This is a genomic window from Novosphingobium sp. BL-A-28-Hi1-0D (assembly GCF_055521755.1).
Genome location: NZ_CM145502.1, coordinates 1775350 through 1794738, shown reverse-complemented (window position 1 = coordinate 1794738; position 19389 = coordinate 1775350). Strand labels below are relative to the sequence as shown.

16 protein-coding genes are annotated in these 19389 nt (G+C 62.3%); 4 read left to right on the top strand and 12 right to left on the bottom strand.

Annotated features, from left to right (window positions below; all coding sequences use genetic code 11):
• Positions 1 to 58: 58 nt before the first annotated feature.
• The 4 genes from ACZ1JW_RS08855 to ACZ1JW_RS08840 all read left to right on the top strand — a co-directional run bounded on the left by ACZ1JW_RS08855 (position 59) and on the right by ACZ1JW_RS08840 (position 5540).
• A complete protein-coding gene (locus ACZ1JW_RS08855; protein WP_465123926.1) occupies positions 59 to 1363 on the top strand; it encodes an MFS transporter in 1305 nt (434 codons plus the stop codon).
• 239 nt (positions 1364 to 1602) lie between these two features.
• On the top strand, positions 1603 to 2835 hold the full coding sequence (locus ACZ1JW_RS08850) for an amidohydrolase family protein (RefSeq protein ID WP_465123927.1): 1233 nt from the start codon (positions 1603 to 1605) through the stop codon (positions 2833 to 2835).
• Between the two features lie 182 nt (positions 2836 to 3017).
• Positions 3018 to 3893: a LysR family transcriptional regulator gene (locus ACZ1JW_RS08845; RefSeq protein ID WP_465142694.1), complete on the top strand. Its 876-nt coding sequence runs from the start codon at positions 3018 to 3020 to the stop codon at positions 3891 to 3893.
• A 114-nt stretch (positions 3894 to 4007) separates the two neighbouring features.
• Positions 4008 to 5540 (top strand): carboxylesterase/lipase family protein, encoded by a 1533-nt coding sequence (locus ACZ1JW_RS08840; RefSeq protein WP_465142693.1) that lies wholly within the window; start codon positions 4008 to 4010, stop codon positions 5538 to 5540.
• Positions 5541 to 5558: 18 nt separating this feature from the next.
• On the opposite strand, the gene ACZ1JW_RS08835 is transcribed toward ACZ1JW_RS08840, so the two are convergent.
• The 12 genes from ACZ1JW_RS08835 to ACZ1JW_RS08780 all read right to left on the bottom strand — a co-directional run bounded on the left by ACZ1JW_RS08835 (position 5559) and on the right by ACZ1JW_RS08780 (position 19333).
• Positions 5559 to 6158, bottom strand: a complete 600-nt coding sequence (locus tag ACZ1JW_RS08835) for a carboxymuconolactone decarboxylase family protein (RefSeq protein ID WP_465142692.1) — start codon at positions 6156 to 6158, stop codon at positions 5559 to 5561.
• Entirely contained in the window at positions 6155 to 7147 is a 993-nt protein-coding gene (locus ACZ1JW_RS08830; protein WP_465142691.1) for an alpha/beta fold hydrolase, read from the bottom strand. The genes ACZ1JW_RS08835 and ACZ1JW_RS08830 overlap by 4 nt, the downstream gene beginning before the upstream one ends.
• Complete coding sequence (locus ACZ1JW_RS08825) at positions 7144 to 7692, bottom strand: hypothetical protein (RefSeq protein WP_465142690.1); 549 nt, start codon at positions 7690 to 7692, stop codon at positions 7144 to 7146. The genes ACZ1JW_RS08830 and ACZ1JW_RS08825 overlap by 4 nt, the downstream gene beginning before the upstream one ends.
• A 39-nt stretch (positions 7693 to 7731) precedes the next feature.
• Positions 7732 to 8379 carry an NIPSNAP family protein gene (locus ACZ1JW_RS08820; protein ID WP_465142689.1) on the bottom strand — a complete coding sequence of 216 codons (648 nt, stop codon included), beginning with the start codon at positions 8377 to 8379 and terminating at the stop codon, positions 7732 to 7734.
• A gap of 33 nt (positions 8380 to 8412) precedes the next feature.
• A complete protein-coding gene (locus ACZ1JW_RS08815; protein ID WP_465142688.1) occupies positions 8413 to 9270 on the bottom strand; it encodes an amidohydrolase family protein in 858 nt (285 codons plus the stop codon).
• Positions 9270 to 10325: a Rieske 2Fe-2S domain-containing protein gene (locus ACZ1JW_RS08810; RefSeq protein ID WP_465123934.1), complete on the bottom strand. Its 1056-nt coding sequence runs from the start codon at positions 10323 to 10325 to the stop codon at positions 9270 to 9272. The genes ACZ1JW_RS08815 and ACZ1JW_RS08810 overlap by 1 nt, the downstream gene beginning before the upstream one ends.
• Before the next feature lie 225 nt (positions 10326 to 10550).
• A complete protein-coding gene (locus tag ACZ1JW_RS08805) occupies positions 10551 to 12818 on the bottom strand; it encodes a TonB-dependent receptor (RefSeq protein WP_465142687.1) in 2268 nt (755 codons plus the stop codon).
• Positions 12819 to 13210: 392 nt separating this feature from the next.
• On the bottom strand, positions 13211 to 15655 hold the full coding sequence (locus tag ACZ1JW_RS08800) for a TonB-dependent receptor (RefSeq protein ID WP_465142686.1): 2445 nt from the start codon (positions 15653 to 15655) through the stop codon (positions 13211 to 13213).
• 129 nt (positions 15656 to 15784) lie between these two features.
• Positions 15785 to 16357, bottom strand: a complete 573-nt coding sequence (locus ACZ1JW_RS08795) for a cytochrome b (protein WP_465142685.1) — start codon at positions 16355 to 16357, stop codon at positions 15785 to 15787.
• A complete protein-coding gene (locus ACZ1JW_RS08790) occupies positions 16345 to 17424 on the bottom strand; it encodes a fumarylacetoacetate hydrolase family protein (protein WP_465142752.1) in 1080 nt (359 codons plus the stop codon). Before ACZ1JW_RS08790 ends, ACZ1JW_RS08795 begins: the two co-directional genes overlap by 13 nt.
• Positions 17402 to 18334 carry a VOC family protein gene (locus tag ACZ1JW_RS08785; RefSeq protein ID WP_465123939.1) on the bottom strand — a complete coding sequence of 311 codons (933 nt, stop codon included), beginning with the start codon at positions 18332 to 18334 and terminating at the stop codon, positions 17402 to 17404. The genes ACZ1JW_RS08790 and ACZ1JW_RS08785 overlap by 23 nt, the downstream gene beginning before the upstream one ends.
• Before the next feature lie 84 nt (positions 18335 to 18418).
• Positions 18419 to 19333 carry a LysR family transcriptional regulator gene (locus ACZ1JW_RS08780; RefSeq protein WP_465142684.1) on the bottom strand — a complete coding sequence of 305 codons (915 nt, stop codon included), beginning with the start codon at positions 19331 to 19333 and terminating at the stop codon, positions 18419 to 18421.
• Positions 19334 to 19389: the final 56 nt, after the last annotated feature.

Here is a 19389-nt window from a genome sequence, read left to right as displayed (position 1 = left end):
TTCACGTGATGATCGCGAACTGGCTATCGGCAACAACCAGCCTGCCGGGGGAGAACCAATGAACGGTATCGCAATGCCTGCGTCCAGACTTGACCGTACGGCCAGAAATACTCTGGCGGCGCTCTTTCTGGTGCACTTCTTCGCCAGCATGGACCGATACGCGTTCACCGTCCTGCTCGAACCGATCAAGGCCGATCTTGGCGCAACCGACACGGAAATGGGACTGCTTTCGGGCCTCGCCTTCGTGGTCTGCTATGTGGCATTCGGCATCCCTTTCGCCAGGCTGATCGACACCGGAATCCGGCGGACGCTGGTGATTGCAACGCTGGCGGCGTGGTCTGCGGTCACAGGGCTCGCCTCGCTCGCCACTTCCGTGCTCGGCATGGGCCTCTTCCGGGCGGCGCTCGGCTCTGCCGAAGCGGGTGCTTTGCCCGCATCTCTTTCCATGATCGCCGACACTTTCCCCAAGGAACGCCGCCATCAGGCCGTCAGCATCTTCCAGCTGGGCGCAGGCGTCTCGCCGATCATCGGTGTGCCGCTGGTGGCCATCATCGCCGACAATTTCGGATGGCGATACGCGATGGTCGCGCTTGGTGCCGGAGGTCTCATTCTGGCCGCGCTCCTGATACCGGTGCTCAAGGAACCCCAGCGAGGGCGTTTCGACGACCCGACCCAGAACCGCGCAACACCCTCTCTGGGCGAAAGTCTCAAGACGCTTGCCCGGAACCGCGGGTTTGTCTTCCACGTCCTTTCGCATACGCTGATCACCTGCACGACGACGATTTTCGTGATCTGGCTGAATGCCTATTGCGTCCGGGTGCTGAAGTTCTCCGTCACCGAGGCTGGCCTGGTCACTGGGGCCAGCGGCGTTCTGACGGTTGCCGGCATTCTTGGTGGCGGCTGGATCTGCGCCGCCCTGATCAAGGCAAGGCAGGATGATCGCCTGATTGCAGCGTTCTCGGGCATCGTTGCCGTTCTGTGCGCGATCGGCCTTGTCGTGATGCTGTGGCGTCCGGACAGGAGCAACTTCTTTATCGGTTTCGGCATCACCAGCCTCATGGTGTTCGCGCGGGTTGCACCAGCCATGACCTTGTCGACGGACCTGGTGCCACCTCGCATGCGCGGTCTCAGCTCGTCTCTGACTGTCGGCCTCTCAAGCCTGGTCGGCGGCGGGCTCGCCCCCGTCGTGATGGGCAAGCTGTCGGATCACTTCGGCCAGACCATGGGTTATGCCGAGGGGCTCAGGCTGGCATTCCTTTACACCACGGTGCCATGCGCACTGGTCGGTGCGCTGCTCGCTGGTGTTTCGGCGATGCTGATAGCCAGGCCGCAAGCGCGCGCCGGGGCATTGCAAACCGCCTGAACGTCTCGCCAGCATGAACGCGCCCGGTTTCCATCAGCACTGGCAACCGGAGTGTTCTGCTGCGCCACTTCACAGCCCGGGTACGTGAGTTCCGGTTATAGCGTCCCGCTGTTTGAGCATTGGACCTGCCAAAGCAGGCACTCCAAAAACAGAGCGAGGGTGCACCAGTTGTCAGATCGGTCGCGATGAGCCGCGAGCGTCGAGCAACTTGCGTGACAAGGCAGGAAATGGTTCAGACAATGCTTGTTTTCGAGAATGCTTCAATATTCGACGGCACCGGCCAGGCTTGTTTCAATGGTTCGGTGATCGTGAACGGCAACCGCATCGTCGATGTCTGCCGGGGACGCCCCGAAAGCTTGCCAGAACACGCGGTGCGCGTCGATGCCAGCGGCACCACGCTTATGCCGGGCCTCATCGAATCCCACAGCCATCTCGGATTTGGCTCCACGGTCGAATGCGAACTCCCGCTGGGACCGCATTCTCAGGAGTTGCGCCTGCTCCGCACTGCCATGGCCGCGCGCGTCATGCTCGATTACGGATATACCAGCGCCTATTCCGGCGGTGCCATCAATGCCCGGGCCGAGGTTGCCCTGCGTGACGAGATTGCCGCCGGTCGTCAGGTCGGCCCCCGGATCCGCGCATGCTCGTTCGAGCGCGCAGCCGAAGCTGCAAGCGTGGTGGCAAAGCCCGGAAGCGTCAGGACCTATGCCGGTATCGCTGGTCGGGAGTCCGACCCGGCCGGGATGCGGGACTTCGTGAAGGAGATGGCCGACATCGGGGTCGATACGATCAAGATGCTGCTATCCGGCGAATCCGCCGTCGTCCTTGGCACGTCGATGATCATCCAGTTCTACGACGAGGAAGTCGAAGCCGCAGCGGATGAGGCCCGCAAGCACGGGCTGCGGCTCAATGCCCACAGCCACTCGCCCGACTCCGTCAAGATGGCGCTGCGCCACGGCTTCGACGTCCTGTATCATTGCACCGTCCTCGACGACGAAGCGCTTCAGGCGCTGGGCGCAAACAAGGACCGGATCTTCGTGGCCCCGGGCATCGGCGTGAACTGGTTCAGCGTAAACGCCTACTGGAAGTCTGGCACCCCGGAGAAGATCAAGCAGCAGACCGAGACGATGGAATCGGTGCGCGAACTCGCTCCGAAGATCCGCGATCTGGGCGTGCGCTATCTGCCCGGAGGCGACTACGGATTTCCGCATACCCCGATCGGACGAAACGCCAAGGATCTGGAACTCTTCGTCGATTTCCTGGGAATTCCGCCACTGGAGACGCTCCATGCCGCAACCGGGCTGGGCGGACAGATCATGAGCATGGGCAGCGAACTCGGCCTGATCAAACCGGGATACCTCGCCGATCTGCTCCTGGTCGAAGGCGACGTGACGCAGGACGTCACCATCCTACAGAACAAGGACAAGATCCGGGCCGTCATGAAGGACGGACGATTTCACAAGCATCCATGAAGTCTTGACCGGTTCCATGTCAGCGGCACCTTGCTGGACGGTGCCGCTGATTTGCCTGAAACATGATGGCAAAATCGTACGTGCGGTCTAGGATGGCTTCACCGTTCTAAATAACCGGATGAGCAAGGGGTACTGCTATCTCCGAGCTGAAAACAAACATTGATCCGCGCCACCTGCTTCACGTGCGGGCAATCGCAAGGGCCAAGTCCTTCGCGCAGGCATCGCGCGACATAGGTCTCTCGCAGCCGGCGCTGTCGCGCAGCGTGGCGGTGCTCGAGGACAGGCTGGGCGTAAAGGTTTTCGATCGGCACAGAACCGGGGCGGTTCTCAACGCGGCGGGCGAGATTTTGCTGCGGAACGCTGACGGTCTCGTCGACATGCTCAATCGCACCACGGAAGAGGTGCGATTGGCGGCGCGAGAGATGCAAGGGCCGCTGACCCTGGGCGTGACCACTGGGGTCATCCCGAAGTTTCTGCCTGACGTCCTCGAGCAGCTTCACCAGAATGCCACGGGCATGCAACTCCACGTCGAGACGGCCTCGGCACCTGAGCTTCTGGCGCGGCTGGAAGCGAGCCACTATGACCTGATCATCTGCCCGGTCGAAGGCAAGCTCTCGCTCCCCAAGGGCATCGAGCAGGAAGCGCTGTTCAACGATCCCTTCAGTATCGCCTATGGCCCGGGCGGCAGATTTGACCATGGCGACGAACTGGCGATCGAGGACGTTATCGACCGGCCCTGGGTTCTACCCGAGGCTGGCGGCAACTTCGTGCGTTCCTTCTTCGATGTCTCCAACCTGCCGCTGCCCAAGGACTGCATCACCACGAGCAGCCTTTCGCTGGTGATTTCGATCGTCCAGACAACCAACCGCGTCACTCTCGTTTCCCGCACGGCAGCGCTGGGCTTCGGTCCTGCCTTGACCACGGTACCGCTCAAAAGCAGCGGCAAGCGCATGATCGGCTTCATGCGGCGTTCGGCGATACGGCCATCGACGCTTGCAGAACGGCTGATCACCATCTGCCGCGAGGTAGCAAGCGCGCCCCCTTACCGGGTCGAGTGATCGTCCGGAGCCTGTGCTATGAAAAGGGCGGAACAGGCGTCCACATCTTGCGATTGGACTTCCCGACCTGAACCGTGACGATCATTCCGTCAAAATGCATCGGGGGGTATGATCTTGAGAGTTGAATTGGCCTGCGGTCCGGTCCGCGGTGAGCGGTCTCCGCTCGGCGGGTGGCGCTTTCTGGGCATACCCTTTGCCGCGCCGCCCGTAGGCACGCGGCGCTGGCGTGCGCCCGCACCTGTAGAGCCATGGAGCGGGGAACTTTCAGCCACGCGCTTTGCGCCGGCACCGGTTCAAACGCCGCCCGCCCGCGATCATCTGATGAGCCAGTTCTCGTTCGGCACACCGCCAGAGTCCGGCATGGACGAGGATTGTCTCTACCTCAACGTCTGGGCACCCGATGGCATTGCCGCCGGGGGCAGCGCGCCGCTGCCAGTGATCTTCTGGATCTATGGCGGAGGCCACCGCGTCGGCTCGGCGTCGCATCCCTCGACGTGGGGCGAGCGTCTTGCCGCTCGGGGCGCGATCGTGGTCGCAGCAAACTACCGCGTCGGCGCGCTCGGCTACCTGGCACATCCCGCACTCACCGCCGAGAGCGGCAGTTCGGGCAACTACGCCTCGCTCGACCTGCTCGCGGCGTTACGCTGGGTTCGCGACAACATCGCGGCCTTCGGCGGTGACCCGCATCGGGTCACGCTTTACGGTCAGTCCGCCGGCGCTGCGCATGCCAACGTGCTTCTGGCCTCTCCGCTGGCACAAGGTCTTTTCCACCGGGCCATCGTGGTCAGCGGGGGGCGGATGGCCGGAGGTCCCATGGGGCGCCTCAAGCCGCTCGGTGATGCCGAAGCTGAAGGCCTCGAACTGATGGCCAACCTTGGCGCGCCCACGTTGGAGGACATGCGAAGCCTGCCAGCTGCACAGATCATGCAGGCCCACGCCATGTGGAACATCGTCGAAGACGGGCTGGTCTCGACCGGCCAGCCGCAGCAGCAGTTCTCGTCCGGTGCGCATCACGTCGTGCCGGTGCTGGCAGGCTTCAACGCCAACGACTCCGCGCCCTACCCCTCTCCGCAATGGGCGACCATAGAAGGGCTGGCCGCCTTTGCCGCTACCTTCGGCGAGGGCAGCCAAGCATTCCGCGAGCTCTACCCCGCCACAAGTGATGCCGAAGCGTGGGAGCAAAGCTACCGGTTGCGCCGGGACATCGCCTTTGCCTATCAACCCTGGCGTATAGCCAGAGCGATGTCAGGCAATCGGGCCGGTCAGCCGCAACGGCGCGCGCCCTCCTGGCTCTTCATGCTCGATCAGGCACCGCCGCTTCCGCAGGAAGAGCACTTCCACGAACCCGTGCCCCCGCAGGGTTACGGGACCTACCATGGAGCCGATATCTGGTACGCTTTCGGCAATTTCGAGGCTGCGCGCTTCGACTGGAGCGATGCCGACCGCCGGGTCCACGCGCTGCTCGCCGATGCCTTTGTTAGGTTTGCGACCGATGGGGAGCCCGGCGACGTCGATGGCATGCCATGGCCTGAACTGGACGGGCAGAATCAAGCGCTCCTGCTCTCGGCAAAGCCGAAGATCTCACCGCTGCCCAACCGGGCGGCCCTGCAGCTCTTCGAGGAGGCATTCACCAGGCGTAGGGCCTGATCGCGTTCGCCCGACGGGCTATGCGTCACGCTCCTGCCCCGGAACCGCGAAGGCCTCTCCGGGATAGGGCGTGCGCGCGACGTTCATCACCATCGCCAGCAGCGAGTAGTACCCGCACAGCGCGGCAAGCTCGACCACCCCCTGCTCGCCCAGAAGGTCTGCGACCAGCCCGAAGGCATCGTCGTCGAGCCGATGTTCGACGAGCAGTCGGGTGCAGCAGGCAAAGACCAGCCGCTCGTCGGCGGGCGCCTCGGCATGGCATTCCCCGTCGCGCAGGGCAGCCAGGGTCACGGAGGCGACGCCAGCGACATGTGCCAGGCGGGCATGGGCACTCCATTCGTATGGCTGGCTCCAGAAGCGTGCGACCACGCAGATCGCGAACTCGTGCAAGCGCTCGGGGATCGTGCAATCGTAGCGAAGGAAGGCGCCAAGCTTCTGCGCTCGGTCGAGGAGTTCGGGGCTGCGCAACAAGGGAACGAAAGGCCCGCGCACTTCCCCGCGCGGACTGCTGATCAGTTCAGCAGCCGCCTCGCGCATGCGCTCGGTCCAAAGCGAGGGATCAATCGGGGGAAAGCGGTCGCCACCTTCAACCACGTCCAGCGGCGGCAGCACACTCATGTCCGCTTCTCCTTTCTGCCCGCCCGCGCCAGAAAGCTGCTCAGTGCACGATTGAACTGCGCGGGCCTTTCCCATTGCGCGGCATGGCCTGCGCCCGCGATCACCACGAGATCGCACCGCCTGAAGAACGTCTGCAGACGCCGGGCCAGCGGCGGCGGGGAATACAGGTCGGCCTCGGCATAGATGAGCAGCACAGGCACGTTGATTGCTCCCAGATCCGCCGGGGTCAGCGCAGGGGCTCGCGCCATCGCCGATCCGAAGCGGGCTGCCGAAGTTCCACTCCTGCCGATACTGGCCGAAACCGATGACGCCTCGATCTCGAGCCACCGCTTGACCCCTTCGGGTTGGGTCGCACGGTAGGACGGAGACAGCTCTTTCAGAATGCTTGGCAGCGCAAGGAACTCGGGGCTGGAAAGGCTTGCCAGCATCCGGGCACAGACACTGTCGTCAAACGCCACGACGCTGCAGGATATCGTCAGCGAAGCCAGGCGTGAGCCATGCCTGCTGGCAAGACGAGCGACCAGCATCCCGCCTGACGCGGTGCCGACGAGATGGCACTTCGACAGGCCCAGCGTATCGAAGATTGCAAGAAGGTCGTTGATCTCGGTTTCGATTCCCGCCCCCAGCGCACTGGCCTCGGCGGTGCCCCGGCGCGAATAGGCAATCGCCCGCCAGCCCTCTTTCCGCAGCGCGTCGAACTGGTACTGCCAGGCTGCCGCAGTGCCGCTGGTGGCGTGGACAAGAACCACAGGAATGCCGCTGCCGCCGCTGTCCCAGACGGGAAGCTCGCCCCCCTCGACCACAACCTGGCGCTTCAGGGCAGAGTCCAGGCCGGCAGGCACATCCAGCACAGCATCGAAATCGCTCTCGTCCCCTGGCGCACAGGCGCGCAAGCTCCTTGCGCTGACTGGCGCAACCGCCGCCGAAAGCGCGCCTGCTCCCAGGATCGCGCTTTGCCAGGCTTCCCGTCTCGTCAGTTTTCCCGTCATCGCTGCATCTCCGGCAAGTCTGGCCGATAGAGGAACCGTCCGGCCGCTTCGAACCAGGGCAGGCTTGCGAAGCGGGCCCGCCAGGGCGTTGTCCGCGCCAGCCGCCGCTCTTTCGAATCCAGCACCTCAAGCGACGATAGCAGATGAACGGCAATGCTCGTCCATCCTGCGGCTCCTTCCCCACGCCCGGTCACGGTAAACCGGCGCGCGCGCAACCAGCCCTCGGCCTTGAGCAACATGGGAATATGCTCGCTGGCGTACCACTCCTCGAAAGCGGCGGCGGACTCCGGCGGAACGTCGAAAGTGATCAGCATCATCGCGGCGGGACGTCCGGGCTTTGCCCCGCTGTCTGTCACCATTTCGCAGCGAAACCATTCGGCTTGGTCACTCGCGCCATCGATCACCGCTGCCGCCTCCCGCCACGGGCAAAGCACAGCGCAACCTTGGGTTCCTTCAATTCCATCGAAGACTTCGGCTCCGGCGGGCAGACCAAGGCGAGGCCAATCGCGGCCGGGTGCCATCAGAAAGAGATGTTCGATGTCCATGTGTGCCCTTTGCGCACGATGCCTGTCCGGGACCGCGGTTCACTGCTGCGGTGAATAGTCCGTCGGCAACCAGAGTTCGGTCTCGATCGAGGTGATCGCATCACCTAGGCCCTCGTCGCCCAGAAGCGGCGAAAGGGCCGGGGCTTCATCGAGCGCGGTTCTTCGCGCCGTATCGTCCGGATACCGACTGAGCACATGCACGGTATCGAGCGCGCCTGTCAGCGGGCGCAGGACGCCTGCCGGTTCCATGCCGATGCACCGTTCGGACCAGGACGTCAGCAGGCGGCGAAATGCGCGAGCCGGTCCACGTTCGCGCCGCAGTTCGAAGAGCCCTCCGCGTTCGCCAGGACCCGGCTCGAACAAGCGCCTCGGCCCTTCAGCCCAAGCTCCCGCGACGGGCTCTAGAATTGTGTTCTCCTGCTCGCGTATGAAGGGTGCCGCCTCCTTGATGAAGCTCAGCCACTCCTTGTCTTGACGCAAGCGGGCGCGGCATTCGTCGCGATGCGCAAAGTCGCGATAGGCAAAGAGCTGCAGCGTACGGTTCGCCTTGCCGCTGTGCGAGGTGAAGATGCCCAGCGTCGTCCCCAGACATCGCGTGGTGATCGCAAAGCCGGTTTCCCTGTACATGCGCAGGAACGTCGGGAAGCCTGCCGGAAAGTAGGTATAGGTGCGGAAATCAATGATCATGTTGGTTCCTGGAAAGCAGGGATAGGCACGCAATCAGCAGCTGAAATAGAGCCGCCCCGGATTCTCGACGAAGACCTGCCGGATCGCCTCCGGCTTCGACAGCGCGTCGAGCGCGAGGTCCAGCAGGTCGCGATCCTCGGGCTTCCATCTGACATTGGGATGGGGCCAGTCGAAGCCCCAGAGCGACCTGTCAGGCGCCGCTGCATGCAGTCGCGCAAGGATCGGCTTCATCTTGGGTAGCTCGGTGCGTGCCCGCACGGCACGGTCTGCTCCCGAAAGCTTGATCCAGACATTGGGTGCCTTCAACAGGTCCTCGATGAAGGCGAGATCGGCTTCCAGACCCGGCGCATCGAGACTGATCCGCGCCATGTGATCGATCACCACGGGGCAGTCGAGCGAGGCGATGAGGTCGGCCTGGTCGCGCAGGGCGGTCATGTCGAGATGAAGGCAGACGTGCCAGCCGATCGCACCAAGTCGCCGCGCAAGCGATCGCATCTCCGGCGGCAGGGGCGCCGGTCCCAGATGGGGCATGAAGTTGAACCGCGCGCCTCTGAGCCCTGCATGATGCAACAAGTCGAGTTCGACCTCGGCAACGTCGCATTCGACCAGTCCCACCCCGGAACTGAGGCCGGCACTACGCCGCAAGGCGTCAATCAAGGCGCCATGATCGCTGCCGTAAACCGCAGGCTGCACAAAGACGGAGCGCTCAAGGCCCAGACCGCCGATATGCCCTCGATAGGCATCGTAGGGTGCGTCCACCGGGTCGTAGATCCGGTCGGGACGGTAGGGGAATGCCGAAGCAGGTCCATAGACGTGGCTGTGTGAATCGCAGGCACCCGATGGCAGCAACGGCGTCCCGGCATGTCCGGACGGGCCCCGATGCACCGACATCAGCTGTCGCTTCCGACCGCCATCTCGGCCTTGATCTGCCGTTCGATCAGATAGCGCACCTTCAACGCCGGCGTATCGATCCGGGCAGAAATCTCGGGCTGGAGCTTGCGCGTGGATTGCAAGCCTTCCTCGATACGCTCGAGGATCAGCTTGTCCTCGGGCTGGATCTTCTTGTAGCTCGCCAGGCTCGCCGCATCGAAATCGGCATCGCCTTGCCGGATATCGCGAGGCACGAGGATGAAGTACAAGGTGTTGTATTCGTCCACAGGCGTCATGGCGTGCATGTAATGCACCGAGCCCATGTACTCCCCGGTCTCGGTATTGAACATCTCGCCGCCGGTACGGATCAGGCACGGTCCGAAAAACTCGGAATCGAAGTGACGGTCGATCGGCCCGGTAAAGCCGGGGAAAAACAACTGGTGCAGCGGATTGGTCGGCAAACCCCTGCCTCTGCGGACGGCGTTCACCCGCCCGTCCTTTTCGGTCATCTCCACCGGAATCTTCACAACCGCGGCACCGCCCGGAATCGAGACTGGGTGGATGAACGTCACATGCGACAGGTCCATCAGGTTCTCGATCAGCAGGGTGTAGCGCGACTTCAGCTCAAGGATCGGGCGCTGCTCGACGTGCCAGGCCGGATCGCCGATCCCGTAGCCAAGGAGATCGGGCACCGTGCTCTCGTCCGCCAGGGCCGGATCGCCGGTCCAGATCCACACGAAGTCCCCACGCTGGGCGAGCGGATACTTGCGCGTGCAGAACGATGCCGGGACTTTCTCCTGCGATGGAATGCCCACGCATTTGCCTGAGGGGGCAAAGCTGAAACCATGGTAGCCGCAGGTCAGGACGTCGTTCTCCAGCGTTCCCATTTCCATCGGAAAGGAGCGGTGCGGGCAAAGTCCCGCCAGGGCAACGGGCTCACCTGCCTGAGTCCGGTACATGACGACGCGTTCCCCCAGGATCGTTCGCCCGAGGGGAGTCTGCGTCAGTTCATTCGCGTAGGCGGCGACCCACCACTGGTTGTACGGGTAAGGTTGGTCGACCTTCAGAGGATGCATGATGTTAACCGCCTTTGAAACAGGAAGTGATTGTTGTCCCGCTGCCTTCGCCAGATCCGGAAACTGCATGGATCCGAACGGACTTTCCGTCATGGTGACTGCGCGCCGACAAGCTCCCGAAACGATGGTTGAAGCGCGATTGGTTAGCAAGACGGCAGCAGGCGGGACTGCCCGCAAGCTGCCGTCGTCGTTTCTAGTGCGAGCGGATCACGTCGCGCCTCGGCATCAGAAGTTGTACCGCAGGCTCATGCCGTAGGTCCGCGGCGGACGGATGGCAGCAACCGACGGCGCATCACCACCCGGATTGGTAAAGTTCGATGTCGCCGACGCCTGTACGTAAATCGGCTCGTTGGTGATGTTGCGGACGTAGCCCTGCAAGGTCCACTTGCGATCGGACGAAGTGTAGGACAGGCTCGCATCGAAAGTGACGTATCCGTCATCCCTGAAGTAGCGCGATGCGAAGTTGCTGCCCGCAAGGATCGTGCTGCTGGCGAACTTCATGTCCCCGGCAAACTCGATGCCGCCGCCATTGGCCAGCGGAAACTGCTGGGTATACCGCGCGTTGCCAGACCACTTGGGTGCCTGGGGCAGCGGCTGGCCACTGCAATCCACGATCCTGAGCGAACCGTTGGAGCCTCCGCTCAGACAGCCATCCGAACGCACCTGTCCGGCTGGCACTGCAGCGCCCGTGGTTTCGAACACGTAGGTGTCGAAATTGGTGTTGAGGTATTCGCCCGAGACGCTCAGGCGCCCGTTCTTACCGATCGGAAGGACGCCCTCGACGCTGAAGCCCCAGATCGTGCTCTGCCCGGCGTTCCGCGTGACGAACGTCGTGACCCCATCTTCGATCGTCACGAAGGAAATCTGCTGGTCCTTGTACTTCCAGTAGAACGCTTCGAGGTTCAGCAGAGCCGCGCCGAATGTGTTCTTCGAGCCGAAGGTATAGGCCGTCAGGTATTCCGGGAAGAACGGTGAATCGTTGGTTGCCGTGAACCCGCCGCTCTTGAAGCCGCGGCTCGCCGTCAGGTACAGCATGTTGTCCGGCGTGAGATCGTATTCGACACCGCCCTTCCAGGTGAAGGCATCGACGGCGAGCGACGTGTCGATGACCGTTGTCCGCGCGGGATTGATCGTCGGCACAAAGGCCGTGACGGTCCCATTGCGGATTTCGCCCTGCTTGTAGCGGGTTTCCTCGGTGTAGCGACCACCGACGATCAGACGCATCTCGGGCGTGACGTTGATCGTGGTTTCCCCGAACAGCGCCCATGCCTTGGTGTCGAAGTTCGGGAAAATCTGCTGCTGGTAGCGCGTACCGTTGCCGGTCCACTTGTTGATCGTCCGCAGTGTCAGGTCGATCGTCTGGTCTTCACGGAACAGGTAGCTGCCGACCACCCAGTTGCCGAAGCCCGATTCCCCGCCAAGGCGCGCTTCGAGCGAGTACTGGTCCGAGGTTTCGGACGAGATCGTGCCGGTGCCGTTGTCGGTCTCGGCATAGGATGACGAATAACGATAGGCGGGAATGACCGTCAGCGCAGCACCGCCGAAGTCATAGACCATCTCGGTCGATATGCCGTAGTTCTTGTTGTCGAGGAACGGATGATCGAACTGCAACGCCTGGTTGGGATATGCGGCTTGCGTCATGCGGGGATCGTACGGCGACTCCCACGGGTTGCCGAACTGCGCGGGATAGTTGACGCGCCCCGGACCGACGCCACCGACCTTCGAATAGTCAAGCGTGGTCTTCATCGTGAAGCGTGAACTCGGCTCCCACAGAACCTTCATGCGCACGGCCTTCGAAACAAGATCGTTCGCGCCGCTGGTCGTGGTTCCGTCACTGTCGACCATCTGGCCGGAAAACCTGACCGCAAGCTTGTCGGTCAGCGTCAGGTTGGCCGCACCCTCGAGCTTCACGAACGAGTAGTTTCCGCCATCGGCAAGGAAGTAGCCATCGGTCTCGCCTACGCGCGGGTCCTTGGAGATGACGTTGATCGCACCGCCTGCAGAGTTGCGGCCATAGAAAGTGCCTTGCGGACCACGGAGCACTTCGACGCGGGCAAGGTCGTAGAAGTTCGTTCGGAATGCCGGCGAACGCGCGATGTACACGCCGTCGACGTTCAACGAGACCGATGCCTGCGTGTAGGGATTGCTGGTGGTGTCGCCAACGCCGCGAACATAAGTCTGGACCTGGTTGCCGAGGAAGCCGATCTTCAGACCGGGCACCACGTCGTTGAGATTGATGGCGTCGGTCACGCCGCGCTGGGCCAGTTCTTCCCCGCCAACGGCCGCAATCGAGAGCGAAACGTCCTGCAACTGCTGCTCGCGACGCTGGGCGGTGACGACAATCCCGGTGGGATCGGCCTCGTCGACATTAGACGACTGCTCGGCCTGCTCCTGCGCATGAATGGCTGGCGAGAAGAGGATAGCCGTACTGGCGATGATCGAGCTGAGAAATGCCTTCTTATTCGACGACACGGATTTATGGCAGATCAGCATTTCTTCCTCCCTGATTATCTTTTTGCCTTCCTTCCGGAAAGCCGAAACCGATCAAGCGGCGCCTTGCGACACCGTTTACTTTGACGGACCAACATCATTCATCGGTCCGCTATCGATCAGTCAGCGGAGGTCTAACAAAGATGGACAAGCGCGAAAAATGCGCATTCGAGCTAGCGTATGAAACTTTGCGTATAGGTCGGCGCAGGCCGAATGGTTGATGCTCTTCCGGGCCCGATTGTCAGCCCGAACGCGGGAGAGCGGGCGGTACTGTCAAAGCAAACGCACCGGTTGCAGGTCAGGACGCCAACGAAAGCTTCGTACAGGACTTGGAGTTGGCTGCAGCGGCACGTCTTGCACAGGCAAGCGTCGCCGCTGCAGCCCTTTGCGCTCCCTCAGAAAGAGAAGCTTGCCCTCATGCCATAGGTGCGTGGCGGCGCGTAGTTTGTGACGACGACGTTGCCTGTGGTGCCCGCGAACTGGGACAGCGTCGGGATCAGGCGGTTGCCGATGTTCTGCACGAAGCCGGTAACCGACCAGTTCCCGTCTTGTCGGCCGAAACGAAGCGAGGCATCTGCCGAAAAGTCGCTGCCCGAGTTCTGGAAAGCCAGAAACTCGAACGAGGTCATGCGGTTCGAACGATACCGCCCGTCAACAGTGGCGACGAGTTCATAGTCGCCCAAGGCGAAAGTCTGTTCAATTCCGCCATTCAACGCCAACTTCGGCGAGTTGAAGCCATTCTGACCCGAACAGTCGACGACCCATACTGTGCTGGTCGCACCGGTGGTCGAACCCGGGATCGGCGCGGTGCCCGGCGAGGTGCGGCACCCGACGGGCGGCGGCAGCGCATTGTTCGTGGCGTTGCGCTGGGTGTTGTAGACGAAGCTCGTCAGCTTGTTGTCGAGGACCTGCACGGACCCGCGCAGAAGCGTCGTCGCAGTGGCCCGGAACTGCAGATCGAGATCGATGCCCTGGATACGCGACTTGCCGATGTTCTCGGTAAAGAAGCTGTTTCCACCAGTGGAATCGATGCCGAAATGGGCGACCTGCTGGTTGGTATAGTTCCAGCGGAAAAGTTCGAGGTTCAGCTGAAGGCGATTGTCGAAGAAGCGGTTCTTCATCCCCAGAGTCCAGGCGCGGATGTATTCCGGCTCGTAGCTCTCACGCCCGAGGCTGAAATTGAACCCGCCCGACCGGAAACCCGTCTCGTGACTCGCATAGAGGAGCGACTGCGGCCCGACATCGAACTCGACGGCACCACGCCAGGTCGTACGGCTGCGATCGAGCTTCTGATTGAGCGTAAGGGGTGCGAAGAACAGCCTGTTGCCTGACGTTCCGAAGGCGACACTGTTGGCCGGCCCAGGCAACGTAGGGAGCGTGATCTGCTTGCCGAGGTCCTCGAAGGTCAGCGCGACGGGAACCGATGGGCCGCCGATGCAGCCTGCAGGCCTGGTGCAGATCTGGATCAGGTTTCGACCGACACCCACGAACTGCTTCTTGTCCCGTGTGTAGCGGATCCCGCCGACCACCCGCAGGCGATCGGTGGCGTTGAGAGTCAGGCGGCCGAACACGGCCGACGATTTGTTGTCGGCATCGAAGGCCTGAAACGAGTTGACCGTATACTGGCTGAAGTTCTGACGCCCCTTGACGTTCTCGTCGAAATAGAACGCGCCCAGAAGCCAGTCGAACGGACCGATACGTTCACCGGCGATCCGCGCTTCAAGGGAGAACTGCTCGGAATCCTCATGGACGAGTCCCCCCCTGAACGCAGGACCATTGAACAGGCTGCGGACCTGCGCGCTGTTGTAGGCCGGGATGACCGTGACCGTGCCAATTCCAGTCTTCCAGGTGATCTCGGCGTTCGCACCGTAATAGTCGTTGTCCATGAAGGGATAGGCCAGCGGCCCCGGATTGATGCGCGGTCCGCCCAGCACACGCTGCGCGAAGAATGCGGCATTCGACGGCGAATGAAGTCCCGAGCGCGGGTCGAAGCCGGTAGGAACCACGGTGTAATTTGCAGGCGAGGTTGCAGTAGCCTGCGCGCCAGGGCTCAGGTTGATTGCGTGCGTATAGGTTCCTCCGACACCGACGCCGCCCACGTGTGAGTAGTTTCCGCTGACCCGGAACGTCAGGTCCGGAGTGAGGTTCGCGAGCAACTGCACGCGCAGGGCATGGCCCTTTTCGTCTCCAGTGCCATCGGCGTTGTAGCCATCGCGGTCGACGAGCTTTCCACTCACGCGCAAGGCGCCGTCCTGGCCTACGGGAACGTTGACGGACCCTTCGGCGTCAAAGGCGTTGTAATTGCCGTAGCCTACGGCAACGCGGCCGGCCCACTCACCGGGAACGGGCTTTGCCGGAATGACGTTTACTGCGCCCCCCGTCGCGTTCCGCCCGTACAGAGTGCCCTGCGGCCCCTTGAGCACTTCGATCCGCTCAAGGTCATAGAACGCACCGATGGTCGAGCCGGGACGCCCGAGATAGACACTGTCGACGTTGAATGCGACTGCGGGGTCCGTATAACCATTGTTGGTGAAATTGCCGACGCCGCGGATGAAGTAACTCGTATTCACGCCACCGCCGCGGGTGATGTAGAGCGCCGGAACGGCCGCATTGAGCGTGCTGCTGTTCACGATGCCCGCGTTCTCGAGCTCCGAGGTGGAGACGACGTCAAGCGCAACCGCCGCCCTCTGCGAGCTTTCCGTTCGGTGTTGGGCGGTCACGACGATCTCTTCAAGGCCGATTACGGTCTCGGGCTCGGTCGCTTCGACCTGGGCCGCAGCGGGCTGAGCCAGAAACACAAGGCAAATGGCGCTCGTTGTGGACAGTAGTGTGTGCCGCATTGGTCCCTCCCCTTGGCGGTTTTTTTGAAGTTGTCGGTGTGATCCGCTCATTGGCTGGTAGCGTCCAATCGATACTCTGGGCGCAACCCATAAGCTCTGTGAATGGGATGCTGCCTTGACGCTGGTGGGTCAGCCCTTCATCCGGTCAAGCAGTCCGTCCTTGATTACCCACTGGTGCCAGGCTGCCGCCAGGACATGTCCGAAGACGAGCGTCGCCATGATGGCTGCCAGCAGTTCGTGGGCCCCATGCGCCTGCACAGCGAGTGGAAGACTGGGTTCTACCGGGAGGAACGGGAGATCGAGCGGACCAGCGCTGATCGGATGTCGTTTCGGAAAGCTCGATGTCACCAGCCAGCCGGTGAAGGGCGCGGCGATCATCAGGGCGTACAGCGCAGCATGCACCGTATGCGCTGCCCGTCGCTGTGCTTGACTACGGTAGACGAGGGCTGGCGCCTTGTGGGTCAGCCGCCAGCCAAGCCGAAACAGGCTGAGCACCAGAATGAGCAGCCCGGAGACCTTGTGAAGATTGAGGACGAGATCTTCAGCGGCGAACTCGATGTTGGCGCAGAGGTACCCCATCGCCAGATTGCCGATGATCGCCGCCGCGATCGTCCAATGGAGGAGTGCGGCAGTTCGCGTGTACCGCTGGGACGGCTGAGCCGTCCCAGCGGATTCCACGGGACCGCTGGTCACGTCGGCCACTCGGTGATGAACGGACCGTAGTTAGGCTTGCCGTTTGTCTCTTCCGCAACGACGACATTGGTCTGGCGCCCCAGATAAGTGATCTCGCTTTCGAGAATATCGCCCGGTCTCATCCAGCGGCCACCGTGCATCGCACCATTGCCTGGGGGCGACCCGGTCAGCAGGAAGTCCCCCGGCATCAGGCGGATCCGCTCCGACGCATAGGAGAGAACCTGTTCGGGCTGGAAGATCATGTCGCTGATCGGCCAGTCCTGCATGACCTCTCCGTTGAGCTTCATGCGAATCTGGACCTTCGAACGATCAACGAACTGCTTGGGAACGATGAACGGACCTGCAGGCTTGAAGTTCGGTTGATGCTTGCTGACCCAATCATGACCCCAGCGAACGTCGATGCGGCGAAACTCGTCGACCGTCCCGAGATCATTGACCATCACGTAGCCGGCGATCAGTTGATCGGCATCCTCCGGGCGCACGTAGCGTCCGGTGCGGGCAACCACTGCAGCGAACTCCAGCTCCCAGTCGTGGTGCTCGCCGACGAGCGGAAGCGGAATCGGGTCGTACGCGCCGCAAAGCGAACTGTGCAGACCTGTCCAGAAGAATGGCATCCCCTCGCGCGCGCGCCGGTCGACTTCCTCCAGGTTGCGCAGGAAGAACGCTTCGTCGCTCTCTCCCGGAAGGCGCTTGTCCTGATTGAACTTGTTGTAGGTCATCATCTCCGCGACGTGCTGCCGGTAGTTGGAACCGGTGCACAGCATGTTGGGTCGGGAGACGGGTGGGAGACATTCCACATCGGCAAAGGCCAGATCGGCCCCGGCGTCCTTTGCCGAAATGTCAGCAAGAAGGTCGAGTGCGCGGTCCCAATCCTCGAAAAGCGCAAGGGTATCGGCGTAGTGGCTCGACAGGTCGTAAACACTGCCTGCAGCCTGCACGAGCCCGGGGAAAGTCCTGCCCTTGGCACGGTAAGTGCCGATGCCGAAGCTTCCGTTGATCAATCCGGTGGCTTCGTTGATTCCTTCGGGCCGCAGCGCAGGTTTCGGCTTCAGGTCATGCAAAGTAGATTTCGACATTGCGGTCACTCCATAGATCCATTTCCATATCCTGGATGGCGTGCAGCCCCGTGGTGGCCGAAGCATCCAGCAAGTCGGTGTCCGAGAAGGTTTCGTATCTGAAGCCGTTCGGGTCCTTCCAAATGTCGAAGACATGGCTGCCGAGCGGGTGGCGACCCACGCCCCAGATTTCAGTGCGCTGGCGCCGGGTCAGCCAACGGTGCGCCACAAACTGGTCTTCGGAATTGGGCACTTCGAGTGAAAGATGGTGAAGCCCCTGCTTGCCCGGCATTCCGAACATGCCCAGCACGTGATGGTCCACATGCTCCGAGCCACGATCGAGGCGATAGAAGCCGCCGATCTTGTGGGCTTCATCGCCCAGGTACATCAGATCGCTGGGGATGAGCCCGAGGACGCTGCGGTACCACGCGTCGGTCGCCTGCCAGTCCTGGACAAAGATGCCGACATGGCCGAGCCGTATGATCGGGGGCGGTCCGAGCGGCGACTTCTCCTGAAAGGTGCCGATCCGCGGCTTGTCGTAGCCCTGGTTCAAAAGCAGTGATGGCGGCAGAGGGTCCGGAGCCCGGTCCTGAATACCGTGCACCAGTGAAATATTGAATCCATTGGGGTCCACCAGATCGACTGCGACCCCACCACCGGGTCCGCCCAGCGCACGCAGAGCGCTCGCCCCGTGATCGTCTATCGCCCTGCCAAGGTCGGCTTCGTCGTCGACTTCAAATGCGAGGCCAGAAAATTCTGACTCATCGGCTGCTTCGAGCACGACTAGGTAGGCGTGGCGGCCAAGGCCGCGCATGTACCTCTTGCGCCCCAGTGCCGCCGCTTCGACGAGTCCGAAGTCCTGCGCAAACGCGACCCCTCCTGCGAGGTCGCGCACAGCGAGATGAATATGATGCAGTCCCTTGATCGCCATCGAGCGTCCTCCTGTGAGAGGACGAATGGCGGAAGCTCTGCTATCGGTCTAATCGAAAGAGAGACTGCTTCCTATCAGTCTTGCCTATAGGTTTCCGAACTTGTCCGAGCAGCGCGCGACAATGAGATTGCGCAACCATTGCATGCCGGAATCCTGCGCCCGGAGGCGATGCCAGTTGAGGATCTGTTCGATGGGAGCAATGGGAACCGGCACCCGGTGCAGCCGGATCGGGTAGAGAGGCAGGAAGTGCTCCGCCAGCTTGCGGTGCATCGTAGCAAGCCGCTGCGTTCCGACGACCGACTGCGCAAGCGCCGAAAAGCTTGGGACCAGCAATTCGATCCGGCGCTGGTCCCTGAGATGCTCCAGCGAGATTTCAGACAGCGCCGGGCGCCGGTCCCGGCCGAATGTTGCCGCAACATGGCCCGCAGCCAAAAACTCGCCTTCCGAAATCTCGTCCGCATATTCGGACCCTGTCCACGATACGAGGACGTGCTCGTCCGTGAACAGCGGCATGCTTGGATGGTTATCGAGGTGAAAGGGCCTGACGGTTATCATAAGATCCGCTTCGGCGCGCTCGAACCGCTCTTCGGTGTCGCTGCTGGGGCGCAGGATCTCGACGGACACTTTGGGGGCCTGCCGCGAAACCTCGGCTATGACCTCCGCCATCAGGACCGTCTGGATGTAGTCGGAGGAAACGATAACGAACCTGCGGGTGGACGTCGATGGATCGAAATTGCCGGGCTGGGTGATCTCGCTGCGGATGAGCTCGAGAACTTGCTTGACCGGTGCAGCCAGCTTCTCCGCCTTGTACGTCAGCCGCATCTGGCGACCCTCGAGCACGAGCAACTCGTCGCCGAAGTAATCCCGGAGGCGGTTCAGGGCGGAGGTGACCGCGGGCTGGCTGAGGAAAAGGCGCTTTGAAGCACCCGTCACGCTCTGCTCGCTGATCAAGGCGTCCAGAGCCACCAGCAGGTTCAGATCGAGCTTATCGAATCGCATATGGCCGCATAGCATCAACACGAGAAATGCGTCACCCGCGGGGTATCAACAGGTGA

Coding starts and splice junctions, on each gene's coding strand:
- ACZ1JW_RS08855 (WP_465123926.1), top strand. CDS start 59: ATGAACGGTATCGCAATGCCTGCGTCCAGACTTGACCGTACGGCCAGA.
- ACZ1JW_RS08850 (WP_465123927.1), top strand. CDS start 1,603: ATGCTTGTTTTCGAGAATGCTTCAATATTCGACGGCACCGGCCAGGCT.
- ACZ1JW_RS08835 (WP_465142692.1), bottom strand. CDS start 6,158: ATGAGTGTGCTGCCGCCGCTGGACGTGGTTGAAGGTGGCGACCGCTTT.
- ACZ1JW_RS08830 (WP_465142691.1), bottom strand. CDS start 7,147: ATGACGGGAAAACTGACGAGACGGGAAGCCTGGCAAAGCGCGATCCTG.
- ACZ1JW_RS08825 (WP_465142690.1), bottom strand. CDS start 7,692: ATGGACATCGAACATCTCTTTCTGATGGCACCCGGCCGCGATTGGCCT.
- ACZ1JW_RS08820 (WP_465142689.1), bottom strand. CDS start 8,379: ATGATCATTGATTTCCGCACCTATACCTACTTTCCGGCAGGCTTCCCG.
- ACZ1JW_RS08815 (WP_465142688.1), bottom strand. CDS start 9,270: ATGTCGGTGCATCGGGGCCCGTCCGGACATGCCGGGACGCCGTTGCTG.
- ACZ1JW_RS08810 (WP_465123934.1), bottom strand. CDS start 10,325: ATGCATCCTCTGAAGGTCGACCAACCTTACCCGTACAACCAGTGGTGG.
- ACZ1JW_RS08805 (WP_465142687.1), bottom strand. CDS start 12,818: ATGCTGATCTGCCATAAATCCGTGTCGTCGAATAAGAAGGCATTTCTC.
- ACZ1JW_RS08800 (WP_465142686.1), bottom strand. CDS start 15,655: ATGCGGCACACACTACTGTCCACAACGAGCGCCATTTGCCTTGTGTTT.
- ACZ1JW_RS08790 (WP_465142752.1), bottom strand. CDS start 17,424: ATGTCGAAATCTACTTTGCATGACCTGAAGCCGAAACCTGCGCTGCGG.
- ACZ1JW_RS08785 (WP_465123939.1), bottom strand. CDS start 18,334: ATGGCGATCAAGGGACTGCATCATATTCATCTCGCTGTGCGCGACCTC.
- ACZ1JW_RS08780 (WP_465142684.1), bottom strand. CDS start 19,333: ATGCGATTCGATAAGCTCGATCTGAACCTGCTGGTGGCTCTGGACGCC.